This is a genomic window from Pontibacter ramchanderi (genome assembly GCF_002846395.1).
GTDB classification, from domain to species: domain Bacteria; phylum Bacteroidota; class Bacteroidia; order Cytophagales; family Hymenobacteraceae; genus Pontibacter; species Pontibacter ramchanderi.
Genome location: NZ_PJMU01000003.1, coordinates 1 through 20,070, shown reverse-complemented (window position 1 = coordinate 20,070; position 20,070 = coordinate 1). Strand labels below are relative to the sequence as shown.

Annotated in this window: 12 protein-coding genes; all 12 read right to left on the bottom strand. The window is 40.2% G+C overall.

Annotated elements, in window-relative coordinates; all coding sequences use genetic code 11:
* Positions 1 to 6: 6 nt before the first annotated feature.
* Positions 7 to 1,068 (bottom strand): glycosyltransferase family 4 protein, encoded by a 1,062-nt coding sequence (locus tag BD749_RS12790; protein WP_101444838.1) that lies wholly within the window; start codon positions 1,066 to 1,068, stop codon positions 7 to 9.
* A 507-nt stretch (positions 1,069 to 1,575) separates the two neighbouring features.
* Positions 1,576 to 2,664, bottom strand: coding sequence for a glycosyltransferase (locus BD749_RS12785; RefSeq protein ID WP_101444836.1), 1,089 nt, complete (start codon positions 2,662 to 2,664; stop codon positions 1,576 to 1,578).
* The gene (locus BD749_RS12780) at positions 2,640 to 3,641 is read right to left on the bottom strand and encodes a glycosyltransferase family 2 protein (protein ID WP_245869167.1); all 1,002 of its coding nucleotides are present in this window, start codon (positions 3,639 to 3,641) and stop codon (positions 2,640 to 2,642) included. Before BD749_RS12780 ends, BD749_RS12785 begins: the two co-directional genes overlap by 25 nt.
* A 163-nt stretch (positions 3,642 to 3,804) precedes the next feature.
* A complete protein-coding gene (locus tag BD749_RS12775) occupies positions 3,805 to 4,797 on the bottom strand; it encodes a glycosyltransferase family 2 protein (RefSeq protein ID WP_101444832.1) in 993 nt (330 codons plus the stop codon).
* Positions 4,798 to 4,815: 18 nt separating this feature from the next.
* Positions 4,816 to 5,739, bottom strand: coding sequence for a glycosyltransferase family 2 protein (locus BD749_RS12770; RefSeq protein ID WP_101444829.1), 924 nt, complete (start codon positions 5,737 to 5,739; stop codon positions 4,816 to 4,818).
* An 11-nt stretch (positions 5,740 to 5,750) separates the two neighbouring features.
* Positions 5,751 to 6,767: a polysaccharide deacetylase family protein gene (locus BD749_RS12765; protein WP_101444827.1), complete on the bottom strand. Its 1,017-nt coding sequence runs from the start codon at positions 6,765 to 6,767 to the stop codon at positions 5,751 to 5,753.
* Positions 6,764 to 8,398: a glycosyltransferase gene (locus BD749_RS12760; protein ID WP_101444825.1), complete on the bottom strand. Its 1,635-nt coding sequence runs from the start codon at positions 8,396 to 8,398 to the stop codon at positions 6,764 to 6,766. The genes BD749_RS12765 and BD749_RS12760 overlap by 4 nt, the downstream gene beginning before the upstream one ends.
* A 54-nt stretch (positions 8,399 to 8,452) precedes the next feature.
* A complete protein-coding gene (locus tag BD749_RS12755; protein WP_101444822.1) occupies positions 8,453 to 9,727 on the bottom strand; it encodes an ABC transporter ATP-binding protein in 1,275 nt (424 codons plus the stop codon).
* Positions 9,728 to 9,748: 21 nt separating this feature from the next.
* Complete coding sequence (locus BD749_RS12750) at positions 9,749 to 10,603, bottom strand: ABC transporter permease (RefSeq protein ID WP_101444819.1); 855 nt, start codon at positions 10,601 to 10,603, stop codon at positions 9,749 to 9,751.
* 251 nt (positions 10,604 to 10,854) lie between these two features.
* A complete protein-coding gene (locus tag BD749_RS12745; RefSeq protein WP_101444816.1) occupies positions 10,855 to 14,142 on the bottom strand; it encodes a malectin domain-containing carbohydrate-binding protein in 3,288 nt (1,095 codons plus the stop codon).
* A gap of 165 nt (positions 14,143 to 14,307) precedes the next feature.
* Positions 14,308 to 18,561, bottom strand: a complete 4,254-nt coding sequence (locus BD749_RS12740) for a malectin domain-containing carbohydrate-binding protein (protein ID WP_101444813.1) — start codon at positions 18,559 to 18,561, stop codon at positions 14,308 to 14,310.
* A gap of 901 nt (positions 18,562 to 19,462) precedes the next feature.
* A partial coding sequence (locus BD749_RS12735; RefSeq protein ID WP_218972550.1) for a malectin domain-containing carbohydrate-binding protein occupies positions 19,463 to 20,070 on the bottom strand: 608 nt, incomplete at its 5' end.

Sequence of the window (20,070 nt, the reverse complement as noted above, 5' to 3'; positions counted from 1 at the left end):
TATTGGTTAGGCAATCATTTTGCGTCTGTTTAATACAAAGTCAAAGGCTGATAAAAATCCATTAACCATTGTACCAGCCTGCAAATGCTTATTGTAGTAGTTATAACTACCGTCAGACAGCTCTTCTTGTAGTTTTTTATTGTTGCAGATTTCTCTTAAAGCAGCTGCTAATTCACTTATACCTCCTTCATAAACAAGGCTATTGCTTGCATCGCAATACTCAAACTCCGGTGCATGCTTCCTGTTCCGGTTCGTAATAACTGGGACTCCATACGCAAAACTATGTACCACTCCGAGTCCCACATGATTAGGTGAGACATACACTAGGGCACTAGCAAATTTAGCTTTCAGTTCTTCGGCATCGAAAGCTCCTGGTTCAAAGATAACCCTGTCTTCTACCTTATGTTCAGTAGCAATTCTCCGTAAATCAGTTATGTCACCATCCCCTACTATCCTGATGCTTATAGAATGATGAATCTCATCTGAAATTAAAGCAAACGCCCTGATAAGCTGATCTATCCCTTTACGCTCTTGAATTCTACCTACATAAAGAAGATCCTTTTTAAAAGTAGTGCTGGTTAAGCCTGCGTTCTCGACATGAAGTGTGTTCTGGGCAACAAACATTTTATGCCGTCCAACCCCAAATCGGTTGAAGTCGTCGCAGCCGCTGGGTGTATAAAAGATTAGAGCGTCAGCCCAATGAGCGAAGGCAATTTTTGCCATTCTGGCTACTAAATAATTGTTGCTTCTTCCAAAGCCTTGTCCCCAAAGAATGTACTTTGCTTTTCTACTTTTAAATAAAGTATAAAACCAGTTAGGTCTCCATAAATTGAATGAGAAAACGATGATGTCATAATTATCTTTTAGGTGCTTGACATCTGGCAACAATTTTATTTTGCCGTAATTTCTAACCTCCGTTTTTAATTCTCTAAAGTGGTAATTTTTACCTGTGTACTCTTCTGTATGAATTACATCACACTGTTCGATGTGTTCAGACCTTGATATCTGATCTATAATTGGTATGCGGTAATGCAGTAAACCAAGCTCAAGAACGAAGAGTAGTTTCATTTTAAATCAGGTATTGTTCCTTAGGGTGAATTTAAGGTAGTATAAACACTGTTACAGAAAATTGATTTTTGTCAAGAAAAGATTATCCAGTTTAAGATTTATTTGGATTAAATTTTATTATTAAATGACAAATAGTTATTACTTAATTAATATAGTATAACGTGCTATAATATATAAAGGTTATATTCTAACATCAAATATAATTATCTAGATCTCTGTCTTTGGGTATCAACAGAAATGTTAGAATTGTACTAATTTTGATAACTAGATATAAACTATAATTGGAGTATTGTACTGGAAAATTGGAAGAATATTTTGTAACTGCCTATAAAGAAGCTGGTTATCTGGATAGAGATAATAATTTCTATTGGGCTTTAACGCAAGGTACATTGCTTTAAATTATTCTGAGCTTTGTGAATAATGCATATACTAAATGGTTGACTAATATCTATTAGAGCTCAAGAATACGTCTAGGGGATAAAATAGAGCCAGTTCTATCTTTAAAATTTAGTTCAGTAAAACTTTGATCTTCTTTGAGTAAGCTCTACCTTCTTTATAAAAATTATCAGCCTGCTTGATCGAAATATTTTGCTCAAAGTCTTTTTTTAGGTGTAGAATAGTCAAGAAATTTTTTTTCAATTCGTAGTACCTGCCACTACTTTGAATTTTAGCTTTTACAGCGATTAGCCTTAATTTATTAATCTTGCCATCATCAGACAGAGGATGTAGCAGAGTCTTTTCAAAACTAAGCTTTAAGAATAGTTTTACGCTTGAAAGCATAACCCTGATTAGCCTAACGTGGAATAGGAGTAAATTTCTGCACCCATAATTAAGTACGAATTGATATGGAAATAACACTTCATGGCTTCCTGCACCATCTTTAAAAAACTTGATATGGTAATCCCATGATTGCCTGTTTTTAGGCATGAAGTGCTTAAATGTTAGCCTTTGGTCGTACCAAATATCATAGCCGATTAAAGCAATTGAGTAACATATTTCATAATCTTCACCAGAGGTAAGATTTTTACCTTGCCTACCTACAAGCATTGGCTTAAACCCAAATGTATAGATTTCTAGGTATGCTGATTTTCGGACTACGCAGCCGGCACCATATACTAAATTTCGTGTTACTTTTCCAGACGCTTCGGCCTGAGCTCCATTACCAAACAGGCTCATTTTAGATACCCAGCTTGGTGGAGGGACCTCATATACTAATTCGCCATGGCCGCCCAGTACACCAATCGTAGGGTTGTTGAGCATTATCTCATAAGACAAAGCAACATAGTTTGGGCTTAACCAATTATCATCATCACAAAACAAAATGAAATCATACCTAGCTTTATTAACGCCCATTTTTCGCGCAAAAGTGATGCCTTGCTTCGGTTGCTTTACAACCCTAAACGGAGCAGGGTTGGAGTACTTTTGCCACTCTGCTAAGGCAATACTGCATGTGTTATCAGTTGATGCATTATCAATAATAATCACCTCCCACGATATATCAGGGCTTACATTTTGCTGCGCTATATGCCTAATAGTCTCTGGTAGTAACCTTGAGCCATTATATGTGCAAATTACAACTGTGATACCGAGTGCCATAGTTTAGACAGGGCTAATTTGAAGTATAATTTAGCTGTCAGCCAATATGTCCATGGACCTTTGTATAAGGTCAGTGCATGCTTAATTTGTGCATCTACTGCTTGCTTATCTTTTAGTGCTGTCCAGGTATTGCCTGCCATTTTTATACCATAGGATGCATAGTATTTTCTTGATTTCTTTAAGATAGATTCTTTGCTTTCAGATGGTAAATGGTTTTGTATAAGTTCTGTTACAAATGAAATATCTTTTAAATATTGACCCGTAAGATATTTATTACTTGATATTGAATTAACATGCTTTCTATAGTCAGCTAAAATAGCTGGTGTATAGGCCATAGGGTAATGCTTAGCTATACGTACCCACATTTCCCAATCTTCGCCATAATTGACACCATAAAAAGATCCTAACTTCTCATAAACCTCTCTTTTTACAGCAATAGCAGCATACTGAATGTGCTGGCGTTCCGCAATAGTAAAAAGCCAGTTTTCTAATATGCCATCGTGTTTACTTTCAGGGCTTTTTGTATATAAGCTCTTACCATTTTCATCAATGCAGTTATACCTGCAAAACGCAGCTCCAGCCTCTGGGTACTTATTAAAAAGGGAACCTAGTTTATCATAGAAACCTGGTCTAACCAAGTCGTCTCCATGTAGAATATGAATCAATTCACCTTTTGAGCGAACAATGCATGTCTCAAAATTTTTTAGACTACCTACATTCTCCTTTTGCCTGTAGTATTTTATCCGCCCTTTGCCAACTTGCTTCACGAGTACCTCAACGTCAGTATCAGTGCTGGCATCATCCACTACTTCGATTTCCATTTCTCCTTCTGGCAGCAGCTGGCATAAAACACTTTCCAACGTTTCTTTTAAAAATTGATTACAATTATAAACCGGTATCATAACTGACCATAGCGGCCTTTTATAAACTGCAGATAGTACTGGTATTGCAGGGGGCGATATAGGTACTCGGTTCATAAAACTTGTTGATTAACAATTGCTCTTATACGGATTTATATGATGCATTACTGTAATATTTTGCGATCTTTTTAAATAATCTAAAACAAAATATGGATAAATTCTTAGAATTGTTTTGTGAGAAAAACTTCTTTTGTGATCAATACAGTCCGCTCAACGATATTTAATTACCTAGTAGAACATGTTTCAAAACTTGTTTAGGTGACTTAGTATGAAAAAGTAATTTGGTTCTTTCTGATAAAGTAAGGTGCTGCGAAAAGAAAGCTATAATCTGTTTCCTTTTACATGAGGCTGCATTTTGAATGTCCAGGATGCTATGTTTTGATGATTCCTTTTTGATCACGCATCTTGTTATAAAGTCTAACTCTTCGATGCATGATATAAGGTTACTTAATGTGAAGTCATTTAAAAGCGGTGTATAATTGTTTCTGTAGCACTCCAGATAGCTTGTGGGGATGGTGTAATCATTACTTGTATAGTATCTAATGTTCCGCATCATCTGCTCAAGGTGAGCTTGCTCATACTCTAATTTCTTGGTTTTCTGGTGCAAGCTTTGTTCAGAGAGACGGTATTTTAACAATACTTGATTTATGTTATGCATCTCATACTTTCGTGACAGTTGCCAGAATAGTTCAAAGTCCTCAGCATAAGCAGCAGTATATCCCTTCACATTTTGTACAGCGTGTTTTCGATACATAACAGAAGGGTGGCAGATACCGCTGAAGAAGATGAGATTATAGTAAAAATATTTAGCGTTGTATCTTTCTTCATGAACCAACAAGCTATTCTCTGATATGACTTCGACATGAGAAGATACTAAAGCACATGCTGGGTTCTCTTTTAAATACTCAAACTGAAGTTTCAAGCGCTCAGGGTAGCTGATGTCATCTGCATCCATTCTTGCAATGTACTGAGTAGATGCAAGCTCAATTCCTCTGTTTAATGTGTTTGTTATTCCAAGATTATCTGTATTCTCATAAAACCGGATGCGTGAATCATCATATTGCTTGACAATCTCTATACTTTTGTCAGTGGAGCCATCATCAATAATTAGAAACTCAAAATCGTGGAGTGTCTGGTTCAGAATACTATTTATAGCTGTAGCTAAGTATTTTTCTGAATTATAAACTGGCATTAAAACAGTAACTAGTGGCATCGTATGAGCCCTCCTATGTTATAATATTGCAAGCCTAAGCCTTCCAAATAAGATTCTCTTCAATCTCTTTCCTAAGCTTTTATATTTCATGTTCATTAATTTGTTGAGCATAGGGTATTGGTACGGCCAAAGAGCCTTTTTAAGTGACTTTGATATGTAAGGGTTTTCCAGAGACTTTTTAGAAAAGTACATCTGAAACCAGTACAGAAAACGTGCTCTTACTTGATGATAATCTGCTTTAGTAGAAGAATTAACTAGAGAGCCTGGGCGTTGACGGTATCGGTTATTACATAAATGCGATACATAAATTGGCTCATTCATATAAATCTTACTCAGAAATATTTGGTCTTCATACATTCCAGTGAAAGATTCGTCAAAGCCACCATGTTTTAACAAAGCATCCTTTCTAATAAGTATGCTACACATACAGGGGGCAGCACCTGTATTTAAAGGATATAAACTTAGCATGAGCTGCGGCGGGTTGTAGACAGTGCTGGCATTTACCCCTACAGGTGTATGTTTATCTTCTTTGGATGCATCACTCCAGCTATACCAGTATTCAGTAGCTTCACATACCATAGTTACAGAAAGCTGCTCCATCAGATTAACCTGGTTTAGCAAATAATCCGGCAGCCACACATCATCGGCATCCAGAAATGCAATTAAGTCACCAGAAGCCTCGCTCAAGCCTTTGTTTCGGCTGGCGCTAAGCCCTTTATTTATATGTGCAGCATGTTCATAGTAGCGTATGTGACCAGGATATTTTGAAGCATACCCTTTAGCTATTTGAGTGCTAGCATCAGTAGAGCCGTCATCTATAAGTAATAGCTCCCAATCAGTAAATGTCTGGCTCAAGACGCTTTCTATGGCTTCTACTATAAACTGTTCTGTATTAAAAAAACAGGTAATGATGGAGACTTTAGGCTTCAAAGTAGTTGCCATACTTTAAGGGTTTATTTTAATAACCATTTATTTAGTTGCTGCTGAAACTCCTTTCCATCCCAATTTTTTACCTGAAATCTAGGAATAAGAAATTGATTGGAGTGGTTTGTAACAACCTGTTCAGCCGTTGTAAAGGCTGCGTCAAAGGCTGCACTCGCAGTGGCTGCCACTGTCATATCATTATAATCCCCGTAAGGATAAGATAATAGCTTTACGTTTTTTCCTATTGAGGCCTGAAGGAAATTCTTATTCTCAATTATTTCAGACTCTTGTAGTTTACGGGTATGTAAGGGCAATGAGAGGTGCGAGGTGGTGTGTGCCCCTACATCAAATAACTTGTTTCGCGAGAGGGCTTGTAATTGATCGCCTGTCATACTCTGATATGCTATAAGGGATTCCTCCTGCAGTCCTGCCCAGTGCTTTATTTTTTGAAGGCTCTGTTTTTGCATGTTATGGGGCAGTGGTTTCAGAAGTCGCCACAATATTAAGTAGAGCTCACATCGTCTTGATGGCGGCAACTGCAAGTATGCTTTCCACCGCTTATTCTCACTTTTTTTATTTTCTGTCAGGATAGCCTCTTCCTGAAGGTTGTACACTACCAGCTGTTCACCTAAAACAATCGATATCCTCTGAGGTAAAGAATCTTTGTAGAGGATTATTTGCTCCAATTCATCCCACCAAAAAAGATTAGATGTGTCAATATTTATAGAGCTAATAAAGAAAGTAGCAGGAATACCATATTTCTCTAAGAGGGGGCAGGCCTCTGTAAAATTATCAGCATAACCATCATCAAAGCTTATTGCTACACTATTTTTCCGGATGTTTTTCTTTTTCACATCAAGAGCCAGAACATTAAGAGGCACTACACTTTTCAGTTCTTTTATTACTTGAAGATGTTGTTCGAAGTTTGAAGGGCTGACGGTGATATCCCAAATATCTGACTCCAGGTTTGCCACGCGATGATACATAAGCACGATGGCCTTTGGCTTAATGTACTTATGGTAAATATGACGTAGCTGCGATTTCATGGTGCAGTTGACTTTTGAACTTTCACACAAATTATGACTTGGTACTGTGGATCATGGAAGTCCAGTTTTTCCTGAGGGATCTCGGTTCTGCCCATCCCATGCAGAAATGTTGAGGCAGCCAATACATTGCCAAAGGTTTTCACCTCGAAAGGACAATTTGGAAACGATTCCTGCATTAGTTTCTTCATGGACTTATCAGTGAACGACCAATACCAAATAGAATTCCACTCACCTTGATCTATGGGCGTGATGCCTGGCACAGTAAGTAAGAGAGTTCCCCCTGGCTTCAAAATTCGATGGCAAGTATTGAGAGCTCCTTTAAAATCATATATCAGGTGTAACGTTTGTGTCAGAATGATTCCATCAAAGGTATTGTCTTGTATATGTGGAGCATGGCTAATGTCCCCAATAATGGTGGCGATTTCATTGCTTCCGTTTACATGTAAAACGTCACTTTGAACTATTTTGCTGCCTCCAAATCTTAGGGTATAAGCATTATCTCCTATTTCAAGCATGCGCCCTTTGATAGAGTCCTTTTCCTCATTTAAAAACTTCTCAATGTAGTAACGGTCAATTGGGCCACCTCTATCATATCCAAACATATTACTGAAAGGCAACACACGGTTAAAGTCTCCAAAATCGACTTGGCCTACTCTAGGAGTGAATTTCTTATACAACCCCATTCGGTTGAGTAACCTCTTACTCGTGGTAGCGGGTATAAACCTTTTGATCATTGCTTTCATAGTGGCTTTGCCTTGATTTAAAATATATTTGGAAAGGAACCTCGGGTGATGTTCGAATAATAAGCGGAGCTCTGAATGAGATGCTGTTCTTCTACTGCGAATTAACTCAAGGTATAGCTTCTTGCAATAGTGCTCTTTCCATGCCTTTATGCCTGATAGATAAGCCTCCCTTTCAGACATTGTTTTTAGTTGATTCTCCTGTCGCTTAAGTACGTGAAGCGCTCCCGCTAACATTAATGGGATATTAGAAGACATATTTTTAGCGTGTAATCTGTAGGCAGCTATTTTATTCTGGTGGTGATATACCTGATATTTTCTGGTTATTTTAAGGTACAAGTCATAGTCCTCACAATTGCGAAGCGATGTATCGTAGGAAAACTCTTTGAAAACCCACTGCTGGAATAGCACAGTTGCAATCATGCCAATATAGTTGCCTTGCAACATGCAGTAGTAATGATCTGAATCTACAATATGCTTGCCCTCACTTATGGTATTTTCGTCTACATAGAAAGCATCGTAAATGCCTGATACAAAAGCAACTTCACTATGCTGTATCAAATAATTTACGTTTGTTTCGATGCCTTTAGGGTATAGCCAATCATCTGAATCAAGGAACATGATATAGTTACCAGTACTATACTTGGCTCCGGTATTGCGAGCTGCGGATAAGCCTTGGTTTTCTTGATAGATGTAACGTACCCCAGCGTATCGCTCTACAGTGTCTTTTGTATCGTCAGTGGAACCATCATCTACTACAATTATTTCGGTCCTGCTATATGTCTGTTTTATAACACTCTCAATGGCTTTACGAACATAGTTTCCATGATTATAACATGGGATCACTACTGACACTAGGGGAGGAGGCGAAGTATCTTGATAGGTAAGCATATGCCATTCGGGTTAGGGTGGTAATAGCTAGGGTGGTAATAGAGCAGGTTAATACTAAAGGAGTACAGACTCAGTTTGCGTTAGGTGAAAAGGCAGCTTTGGCCTAACTGCTCCCCACCACTTCCCATACCACTGTATATTTTCGCGATAATCGTCAAGTTCAAATGTTAAGCATTCCTCGAAGTTAAATAAGGGTACTGATGTGTCTTTTACTATAACCATAGAAAAATAATATGGCCCATCATTCAGTAAGTTACCTGGGATGTAACATTCTCCTTCAACTATTCCCTTGTCACAAATTCTGGAGGGTGAGGGTACATCGAAGATACATTCACCGGCAGGAGTAAATAAATGTAGTCCTGCACTTAGGTACATGTTGTCATGCATGTTCCAGAAACTAAACTTGACAGTAAGAGGAACTCTTATATCCAACGGCTCATCAGGATTTTCGAGATGTGGAATTAGCTCAACAGATCGCATACGGACCCACTCATTTCCAGGTGCAGTTTGTGGTACATCCCAACTCTGTTTTAATTTGGCTTGCTGTACAGTTGTCAGGTACTTGTTTACAACTCCTGCTACTTCTCCAAAAGCCTGCATCTTCCCTTTGTTTAACCACATGGCTTTATCACACAGATTTTTTATGGCCTGCATGCTATGGCTCACGAATAAAATAGTCCTGCCATTGGATTGAGAAACCTCCCGCATTTTGCCCAAGCACTTTTTTTGGAAATCAGCATCACCTACAGCCAGAACCTCATCCACAATAAGTATATCTGGTTCGAGGTGAGCAGCTACGGCAAAAGCCAAACGCACATACATACCTGACGAGTACCTTTTAACAGGTGTGTCTATGAAATCATTTACTCCAGAAAAGGCTACTATCTCATCAAACTTAGTTTTGATTTCAGCCTTACTCATACCTAATATATAGCCACTAATATAAATGTTCTCTCTTCCTGTCAACTCAGGGTGAAAACCTGTGCCCACTTCTAGCAAGCTACTAACTTTGCCTCGGCCTCTTACAGTTCCATGTGTCGGACGAACAATTCTTGAGATGATCTTAAGTAAGGTTGATTTACCAGATCCGTTACTGCCTATTATACCAATCGCTTCGCCATGTTTTACCTCAAAACTAATGTCTTGTAATGCTAGAATGGACTTCTTTCTGGCTTCTGGGCTATTATCTGTTTGAAAGAATGGATCCTGTTTCTTCACGATAGCAGTGGTCCACCAACGTTGCAGGTCTTGTCGGAAAGAACCAGTGCCAATTGTTCCTAGATTGTACTTCTTGTAAAGTCTATCTACCTCTATTACTACTTCAGGCATACCTAGATATATAAATTCTTGTTAAACTACATCTATTAATTTGTCACCCTGTTTGTTGAATAGAAGTGTTGCTCCAACAAGTACAAGCAAAGTAATTACAACGCTGTACAGTAGTTGATAAGAAGTAATATAGCCCTCACCTAGTAAGGATAAGCGGAACAACTCAAACAAGGGTGTCAGTGGGTTGAGTTGAACGAGCCAACGCAGATTTTCTGGAACAGTCGATAAAGGATAAATTACCGGTGTGATAAACATAAAAAGGCGTACTCCTAGTGTTACCAGGTTGGTAATATCGCGGTACTTTGCAGTAATCACCGAGAATAGCAAACCTAAGGCTAATCCGAATATACCTATCAGAATGATGGTGAAAGGAAAAGCCAGAATCCATATATTAAAATGTATTGAGAAACTAGAAAATATGCTGTAGTAACCAACTACCATAAATAATAGCAGAAGCTGAATCAATAGCCTCAGAGCATGGGTATTGATTACTGATATCGGCATGATAATTCTTGGGAAGTATACCTTACCGAAAAGCTGCGCATTATCCTTAAAGGTGCTTGCAGTACCAGTGAAGCTTTCGCTAAAGAAATTCCATAGTACAATACCCGAAGCATAAAAGACAACGGGTGGTATTGAACCAGTTTGGATACCTACAATTTTATTAAATACTAATACATAAGTAAATAAAGTCAAGATAGGCTGGAAAAGTATCCATAATGGTCCAAGTACAGTCTGCTGGTAGTTAAGCAGGAAGTGACGCCTTACTAATCCTACCATTAGATGCCTATACGACCAAAGTTCAGGTATTCCGTGACCCCAAAAGCTTGTTTTGCTGTTTATTTCCCAATCCCAAACAGCTTTCCCCTTTGACATATAATTGCAGTAAACTTATAATAATTAGTATTACATGATTTGTTAGGAAAATGTTTAGATTAAATTGAGATAAAATTTATAGGTACTTAACAAAATAATTGGATGCCGCTTGTAAGTGCGTAAACATCATCGAGTGGAGAATAATTAATAAGACACTGAAGGAAATTCATCGGAATAACAAGATGCCAAGCGAGTAAATGTGCAGCCATAGATATTACTTAGTAGGTTATTTTCTATGGCTGCAGCTTCTTCTATTGCCTGATTAATTTGGTTGATCTTACTGTATAGCTCGATTGAGCTTTGAGGAAATAGATACCTGGTTTTATATTTTTATGTATAGTTATTTTTCCTTTTGCAGCACCACTTCCATCCGTTTTGGTTACTTCGCTATACAAGGAACGTCCTGATACATCAACTAATGTGATCTCGGCTGATTCGAGCGCTCCGAAGCCTTGAATCTCAAAAAATAGATCGCCCTTTTCGCTAGGGTTAGGGTGTACACGCAGGTAGCTCTCACCCGCAAGTTCCGCTTTTTCCGAAGTTTCTAACCTATTTAGCATTGTAATATTGCCACTCGCCGAGATGACTTCGATGGCCGATATGATGGCGTTGTTAGCCACGGAAGTGAAGCTGATGGTGAGGGCCCCGTCGCTGACGGAGACGTTTTCGTATGTCTTGACGACGGCCTTGCCGGCCCCGTCCTGGGCGTAGATGTCGTAGTTGCTCAGCACGCGCTGTCCCTCCACGTCGACGTGGAAGAGGCGCGCCCCGGCCAGGTTAGAGGTCTTGCCGCCCGGGGCCCCGAAGTAGGGCTCCAGGAAGTGGAGCCGGACGGTGTGGGGGCCGGTCCCGCTGACGGGGATGTTGTAGCTGAAGGGGGCCCCGTCGGCCGCGTAGCGGTAGGCCAGGTAGAGGCGGTCGTCGGCGGTGCCGGCCACGTCGAAGGACTTGGAGCCAGCCACGCCGCCGGTGAAGTGGCTGTCCGAGGACCAGGTCCTGGACTGGCCGTCGGTGTACTGGCCACCTCCAGCATTAAGCAAATTAGAACTGGATGGAGTACTAGACTGATTTGTAACTGAAAAACTAATTGTTAAGGCATTCCCAGCTGTTCCACTTCCACTAGACGAAGTATACGGCGTTGCCTTGAGGGTATAGTTCCCTGCAGCCGGTGTCCAAGCTCCGTCATCTCCCATTAGATCATAAGGTGCCCGGTTTTCTGTCACATTTAGGACCTGCGCACCACTTAAGTTGAATATCACGCTACCAACCAAACTAGGGTTTGTGTTAGCTCGAATATTGAAATTTTTCGTTGGCAGGGAGGATAGATTAAGTGTTGCGCCATTTTGAAGCACTTGTATATTTTGCTTCGTATCTGCGTTTATCAACGTAAAACTTACCACTTGCTGACTTGTGCTGCCACTTGTGCCTGGTATGCCTTTATAGGTTGTACTGGAGCTAGAGCCTCCTGTGTAATATATATTGTTGTTAAGAAGAGCCGCGACGCCGGAAAAACGTGCTGCAGGAAGGCTGGTTAAATTTTGCCAATTATTTGTGGCCGGAGTATAGGCAGACACCATATTAGTCCGTCCACTATTGTGAATGGTTTCTCCGCCGAGCACTAAAATACGATTACCCACTACAACAACCGCAGAAGAAATATGTCCGCGGCCTGTAGCTCCGCTAGGAACAGGAAGATCTGCTACCTTTACCCAACTATTCAATCCAGGATCGTAACGGTGTACTTCTTTTGAAGCAACAAGATGACTGTCATGACCAGTTTGTCCGCCAATGAAGTATATTTTGCCCTCATATACCGCCGAACCTGCATGTTGCCTAGGGCTTGGGAGAGATGTTAAAGTTTTCCATCCAGCACCTAAATTGTCTAGGTCAAGAACATAATGATTGCCTAAATCTGCGGTGCGTGCTTGGTTAGTTCCCGCTATATGATGCAGCTTTCCATTTACATACTCTAGTTGCCCTGCGGCGATAACAATTGGTAGATCGGGGAGCCTTACATACCGGTTTTCAGAAACAATGTATTTCCATACTTCTTTTGTTCCAAATATTTGACCTGTTCCGGTAGCGTTTGAAGTGTATCCGCCTGCAAAGTATATATCAGTTCCATCGGTCGCAAAACCAGCATGAGTCACTCCACCATAATTAGTGCCATTCATCGGAGGCATTTGCGCGATTGATGTCCATTTATTAAGTGAAGGGTCATAGACGTATGCACGGCTTGTAGGTGTGCAGCAGGATTTTTGACTATCGAAACCTCCAAAGGTATAGAGCTTTCCATTCACAACTTCACCTTGGGCTTCGCTGACATTGAATGGTTGATTTGCAGCAGTGCTCCAAGAAATTGATGTAAAATTTGCAGTGGAAGATCCATTACTTACCGAAATGTTAACGGAAGCCTCGTCACTAAGTCCGCCGGTGTCTGTAGCCCTGATTCTGATGGAATAGTTTGCCTGTGAATGATAATTAAGCTTTTTATTTACTGAGATAACCCCAGTACTCGAGCTAATAGTGAAGGCGTTGTTAGTGTTTCCTGCTACAACCGCATAAGTAATTGCCCCCCCCTCCGGATCGTTTGCTTTCACGCTACCGACATTGCTTCCTGGAGCTACTGCATCTGAAACAGAGTAGGAGTAGTTTTTCGTGACGAAAGTAGGATGATTATTTCCTGTGGTTGTCTGGCTTTTTACAGCAAAGTCATCAAAGGTATAGGTAACAGGACTGGTGCCGTTACGGTGCGTGGCGAAAATGCCAGCAAAGGCTGTTGAAGAAGTTATGCCCATACCTGAAATACTTAGTGCTGTACCCACACTTTGTTCTGCTCCTCCATTAATCGTATAATAGCCTTTTGCCACATTCAGATTAGGATCTATCTCCAGCCTTAAACGTAAGGCAGAATTATGGAGGTCAGATAGCGAGGAAGTGATTCGTTGGTCTGAGGCTGCAGTTACATCATTTACCTCCTTTCGAAGTTCTACTTTATTGCCTACAGCAACTATTTTAAGATAGGTCTTGTCATTTAACCCAAACCAAAGACCTCCTTGTTGGTATGAAGTGCCATTAAAAGGATTAATGAGTGTTACTTCTACGTTTAGCTTTGCACGTGAATCTATTCGTACGCCCAGAGCATTTAACTGATTGTTACTTGTTGTTGCCGCAATTCCTTTGTTTGTCACTATCTGAAGCCTGCCTGATGCTACTGTTAGCTTAGAGGCTTCATAGCCAGGCATACCTGTATTGGAAGGATTCCCGTCGGCCGAATGTCGGGAACCGGAGTAGGCGTCGACCATGGTGAAGCCGGTTCCGATCCCGTTTTTATCTGGCACAGTTCCCGAAACAGAGCTGCTGAAACTTAAGTTATAAGGTAGGGCGACCTGAACTTTGTCACATGAAATTGGGCTAATAGGTGGACAACTTTGAGCCAAAGCAGATAAACTAAACATATAAGCTACAACAGGGATGAGTAGCGTAAGGCCAAAGCGTCTTATAATCGCCTTTTTACCAGATGTAGATGTTTTTTTCATATTGGGAAATTTTTAAGTGAAATTTTATGTTTCCCTTTTCACTTTGGCAGCTTAGAACACGGTGGCTAAGGCAACTGCTAAAAGAATAGTACAGAGGAGGTTTGTGGCGTTTTCCATCTATCCTAGGAGGATTCCCAAAATCCCCCTAGGATAGATGGGTGAAACTTATTCTATAACTAATTTCATGTGTGATTCACCCGCGTCAGTGCTAGCTTTAATTATGTACATTCCTCTGCTCAACTTTCTGCTGAAAACTAATTCTGTCTTCTTTGTGCCACTAGCATCAGTCATCAGTTCAGAAACTTGTAATGTGCGCCCTGCCACATCATAAAGCTGAATTGTAACATGCTCATTGCTACCAAATCCTTCAATCTCAATATGGAGATTCTCACCTTTATTAGGATTGGGATATACCTTAAAGTTGAACTGATTGCTCCCTGAAACCTTGTCTGTCGATGAGATTAAAGAAGTTTGAGATGCTGTCAAGTTAGAGCCAGACGCTATCCTGAAAATTTCTACACCAGCTAATGCCAGTCTGTTTGCTGTAGGGTTAAATTTCAAGTTTAAAGTACCGTCAGTTACACTTACTTCAAAATCTTTTACCAGAGCTGCTTTAAAACCTACTTCATTGAATATATCAAAGTTGAATAGCTGCGTCACATTTTCTAGACTGATATTGAATACCCTGGCACCCGCTACCGACCAAAAGTTCTCTGCAAAGTGCATTCTAACAGCGTAATTGCCATTCGCAATTGGGATGTCGTAGCGGATCTCATCGAAATCAGCGTTGGAGGATAGGTAAGTTTGGTAGAGTGGGTCATCGTCTGTACCGGCAATAGGAGTAGCTCCTGGTCTATCTAACTTGATATTCCCTTTCCTATAGTTTATGTCAGCCTCCCATAACTTGCCACCAATCGTTACATTCGTATCTGCCCCACCCTTAATGCGCTTTGTAATGTTAACCGTGCTGTTACTTGTATTAGCCATACCATAAAGAGGTATGCGTAAAGGTGACATAGAATTATTATAATGCACGAGTAAGGCTGCGTTCTTTATCCCTGAGCTGGAAGGACGGAAAACGGCATTGATGCCAGTGGTGGCTTGTGGGGTTAATGTTGTAGTAGTTGGCATAGAAGCCGAAAATTCGTCTCTATTTGGTCCTACAATTTCTATACTCCTGATTGTTATGGAAGGATCGCTACTTCCATTGCTATAAGTTTTACCTAAATTTTTAAGATTTATAGTCTGTGACTTGCTAGCTCCTGTTAATAATGTGCCAAAGTCTGAGGCTGATGGTGTTGCCTGCAGTTCAGAATAGAAAACAGCCCCCACTTCCGGTTTAACATTACTCACATAGTATATGTTATCCTGATAGTCGTAATTAACAAATGGAGATGTAAGGTAATCCATACCTATGATATAGGCATTCGGAATGATATTGCCATCCTGATCAACTGCTTTCCAAATACGCATACCTATTCTGCCTTCATAATTTTTTGTTCGGTCAGAATAAGAGTTATTGGTTTTAAAGCCAAAGGCGCCGCTAGGTGAGAACGTTCCCTGCGCAACATCAGTTGAAGAACTTCTTAGCCTTGGTAATAGAGACTGACCATCCAGGGTGTTATGCTGGAAAACAGTTCTGTTGGTTGTACTCCCTTTGTCATACCATTGGAAGGTTTCTGTAGAGGAGCAGCAACTGTGATAGGCAGCCATCTGAACGACATGTACAGGTTTAGTCGCATCAGCACGAAGGAAGTAAGCTGAAAGTATTTCATCAGAGTTAGCAATTACGGTGTTCCCTTTTGAGGTGCCGTCTGTCGCACTAAATCCTACTTTAGTCTTAAAGCCAAATGCATTGATGATCTCCTGTGCATAAGGCTCATCATTCCCCTCACCTTCAAATTGCCATAATCCATGAAGTTTTATCTCCTTGTATGGGGTGTTAGGGTCATTGGATGAAATGTACAGCTTATCATTAAGCAGCTTTACGCGTCCTCCTAAATCCTTAGCTATGAATTCGACAACTGCCTCTACTGACGCACCACTATTCAGGGTAATAGGCAAAGATGAACTAGAATAAGTTGAACCATTCAGAGTAGCAATCTTCCATGCGGAGGTGTTAGAAAACGTTAAACCACTAACTGTTAAAGACCCCGATCCTCGGTTACTTATTTTAAGTCTCACCTTATTATGATTAGCATTATAGGGTGTATAAGAGCCATCCTCGTTCTGTCGCCTCCAAGGAGTCTGAAGAAGTGAGAATGTCAGCCTGTCCGGTGCTTGGAACTTGTCCATATTCTCCACCACCATATAAGCATTGCTTTGGGAAGACTTTACGATACTGAAAGAAGTTATGTCTGTTATTGTCTGGTTGTTATTGCCATCTATTGCTCTAGCCCGAATAGTATAACTGCCTGCAGTACTTATTTTGAAAGGGGAATTGTAAGCTGTATAAGAGCCATTATTCAGACTGTACTGAATCGAAGCAAGACCAGAACCACCAGTATCAGATGCTTCAATTGCAATGGTGGCTTCATTGGCATAAACTCCCGGCGATAGCAACACGCCGCTTAATTTCACAGCTACTGTAGGTGGAATTTTGTCACCATCAGAAGATGCAGGCGTGATAATGACGTAATTTATTTTTGTATTTGTTCCACCATTAGCGTCTATGGTAAGCTTTCCGTCATTAACCTGAACTGTAACAGTTGCTGATCTGAACTTTTGTGAAGTTGAAGGTATGAAATTTGATATAGCAGTGACGCCTTCTACATTTATACGGTGGTTACTATCGAAATAATTAGGGTCTCCAGCACTCACTGTCACATTATAAGATCCATTAGCAGTAACATGTTCCCAGCTTCCTGGGAGTTGTCCTTTATCGGACGCTTGCATTTGAGATAATGTTCTGAGTCGTAGCTCATCGGTACCTGAACGGAGACGCATATTAGCTGTTAGATCTCTAGGCTGTTTTGTAGATGGATCTACCCAACCATAGCCTCTACCATTATCAAAAGCTAGCCCAACATCTTGGGTATAACCGCTCGGTGTAGAAGAGCCAGCGGGTTGAAAATTAAATTTCTTTTCCTGGGTTGTAGTACTTGATTTAGTAACCGTTAAGTTAATTTGCAATGAGGCGGACTGATAGTTGCTCGCATTTGCAGTCACTGTCGCCTGGTATACACCTGGGGTCAGATTTGAACTGATATTTGACGGGCCAAAAGAAATTGTTCCTAGTGAAGAGGTAGGTAAGGTAAGCCAACTAGCTTCTGACTTGACTAAGGTAATACTGGGTGATCCAGTATTTGCTGATAATGTTGTTGATTGACTTGTTACATTTGCACCCTGTTCTACTGTATAATTTAAAGTGTTTGGTGTAAATGCAAGTGTGTTACCAGTGGTGGTAGATTGTTTGGCTAATATCAGGTAATTTGTTTGTGAACCAGCTGCCGGGCTAGCCATATTTCCTCCTAAGCTTACTGTGCCCGCAGGAAATGATCTACTGTATAAATCTAAGTAATTAGTGCCAGGATCGTCGAAATATAATTTATCTGAAAGCTTCTGCCAACCACTGAGCCAAGTAGGTAAAGCTGTGGCTCTCGGGTCGTAAGCTACATAAACGGTAGAAGTCTGGCTGAGGTTAAATGATACGACCGTAGTACTTGTAGACCGCTTGTCCTCATTTGGTGTCTGAATAAAGGGTATTCCGTTCAAAGATGTAGGAACACCTGTTATTTTATAAGTACGGTCCGTATACGCTTCTTTTCCTACAGCTAGAGTGGTAAGATTATAATTTCTACCAGTTTTTGAGGAGACCCCCGAAATTAGGCTCGAAGAAGTCGATGTAGATTGTTTAGCGACTACAAAGTAATTAGTTTGTGATCCTGAAGCTGGACTCGCCAAATTGCCGCCTAAACTAACTTTCCCGGCTGGAAAAGTTTTGCTGTATAAATCCATATGACTAATCTTAGGATCGTTAAAACCTATCCTGTCACTTAACTTTTGCCAACCACTAAGCCAGTTAGGCAATGAGGTAGCTCTTGGATCATAAGCTACATAAACAGTTGAACTTTGACTTAAGTCAAAAGAAAGAAATGAAGTACTTGTATTTTGCTTATCATCATTAGCTGTCTGTAAAATGAAAGATCCAGATAATATTGAGGGTAAGCTAGTGACTTGATATGTACGATCTACGTAGGTTTTGGCCCCTATAACAAGACCTGTAGTTGTATAAGCCTTACCTGAGCCTGTAGATATGTTACTTATTAAGGCAGGAGATGTTTGATAGCTTGTTGCAAGATTTTTAAGGTCAGCACCTTCTGTTCTGCTGTTTATAGCAGTAACAAGTGTTAAAATGAATAGGCTATTGATAATTAATGAGAAGATTATTCTAGGTTCAATTGTAAATGTCTTTTTCATTTTAGCTTTATATTAGACGTATAGTATGGTAACAACCAGGCATTCAAAGAGTAAATGATATATAAGATGTCTGCAAAAGGCGAGATTTCTCTAGCAAGAGCTAATAGAATATTCAATAATCCAGATCAAAATTTTTAATGAATCTTATAATATTCCTAAATATATTATTATATATATCTATGATGTATATAATATTCAATAGGTTTAGATGTAATTTTCTAAACTAATAATGTTATTTCAGCCTATTGATATTTACGTATAATATTGGAATGGTTGCTGTTTTATTTGTATTTTTTTACAATAGATCAATTCGCTTTTTATATTTTATATATATAAAATATTTAATAGTCTGTCGTTGTGCATTATTCGATATGTACCATTTGAGTTAGAATTTAATTTTCGAAATTCTTGTGTCTTTTATGGCTTTTAATGAAATGTACTGGCCTAAGGGCCTATAGGGTATAAGATCAGTAGTCCTACTACTGGTCAATAGAATGATAATTATAATTAAAGTAGTCAGGTAGTATTATTGCTTTAGGGTATATAGTAGAGGACTTATAATGCTTATTAAATAGAATATAATTAGCAGTTACTGATAATGAATTTATACTTGTAAAGAAAAAACAAGAAATAAGTTATCCTTTGATCAATCAGGCTGATAATGCATTGGATCCCCAAATGAGATGCATAGGTTAATATTAATTCCATTAAGTGTTATGAAAACATAAATGCAATTGAACATTAAAAAACTAATGATATATACTTCCTATAAGTGAGCAAAGACTCAGAAAAATACTGTATTTAACAAAAAAAGCGATGTAGGTAGGTCCTACATCGCTTAGTTATTATGAACTTAATCTAAAACAATTATTTAGATCGCCTCATTCGGTAAAATAAGTTTCTACTCCTTAATTACTTCTACTGCAGAGACGATGGCATTGTTTGTCACCGAGGAGAACCCAATTGTCAGCTTGCCGTCGGTCACCGACACGCCGGTGAAGGTCTTGACCACGGCCCTGGCGTAACCGGCCTCGGCGTGGATGTCGTAGCTGCTCAACTTGCGCGCGCCCTCCACGTCGACGTTGAACTTGCGGGCGCCTGACTTCTTGAAGTAGGGCTCGGCGAAGTGCAGCTTGACGGTGTAGCGGCCCGAGGCCACAGGGATGTTGTAGCTGAAGGGGGCCCCGTTGCTGGCGTAGCGGTAGCGCTGGTAGAGCGCGTCACTGGAGGTGTTGCTCACGCTGATGGATTGCGAGCCGGACACCCCGCCCGAGAAGGCCGCGTCCGCCGCCCAGGTTCTGGACTGGCTGTCCTTGTAGCTCGAGCCGCCTGAGTTGGTGAGAACGGCAGAAGTAATTGTTGTAGCATCTTCCTTAATCACTTCGATTGCGGAGACGATGGCATTGTTTGTCACCGAGGAGAACCCAATTGTCAGCTTGCCGTCGGTCACCGACACGCCGGTGAAGGTCTTGACCACGGCCCTGGCGTAACCGGCCTCGGCGTGGATGT

Coding starts and splice junctions, on each gene's coding strand:
- BD749_RS12790 (WP_101444838.1), bottom strand. CDS start 1,068: ATGAAACTACTCTTCGTTCTTGAGCTTGGTTTACTGCATTACCGCATA.
- BD749_RS12785 (WP_101444836.1), bottom strand. CDS start 2,664: ATGGCACTCGGTATCACAGTTGTAATTTGCACATATAATGGCTCAAGG.
- BD749_RS12780 (WP_245869167.1), bottom strand. CDS start 3,641: ATGAACCGAGTACCTATATCGCCCCCTGCAATACCAGTACTATCTGCA.
- BD749_RS12775 (WP_101444832.1), bottom strand. CDS start 4,797: ATGCCACTAGTTACTGTTTTAATGCCAGTTTATAATTCAGAAAAATAC.
- BD749_RS12770 (WP_101444829.1), bottom strand. CDS start 5,739: ATGGCAACTACTTTGAAGCCTAAAGTCTCCATCATTACCTGTTTTTTT.
- BD749_RS12765 (WP_101444827.1), bottom strand. CDS start 6,767: ATGAAATCGCAGCTACGTCATATTTACCATAAGTACATTAAGCCAAAG.
- BD749_RS12760 (WP_101444825.1), bottom strand. CDS start 8,398: ATGCTTACCTATCAAGATACTTCGCCTCCTCCCCTAGTGTCAGTAGTG.
- BD749_RS12755 (WP_101444822.1), bottom strand. CDS start 9,727: ATGCCTGAAGTAGTAATAGAGGTAGATAGACTTTACAAGAAGTACAAT.
- BD749_RS12750 (WP_101444819.1), bottom strand. CDS start 10,603: ATGTCAAAGGGGAAAGCTGTTTGGGATTGGGAAATAAACAGCAAAACA.
- BD749_RS12745 (WP_101444816.1), bottom strand. CDS start 14,142: ATGAAAAAAACATCTACATCTGGTAAAAAGGCGATTATAAGACGCTTT.
- BD749_RS12740 (WP_101444813.1), bottom strand. CDS start 18,561: ATGAAAAAGACATTTACAATTGAACCTAGAATAATCTTCTCATTAATT.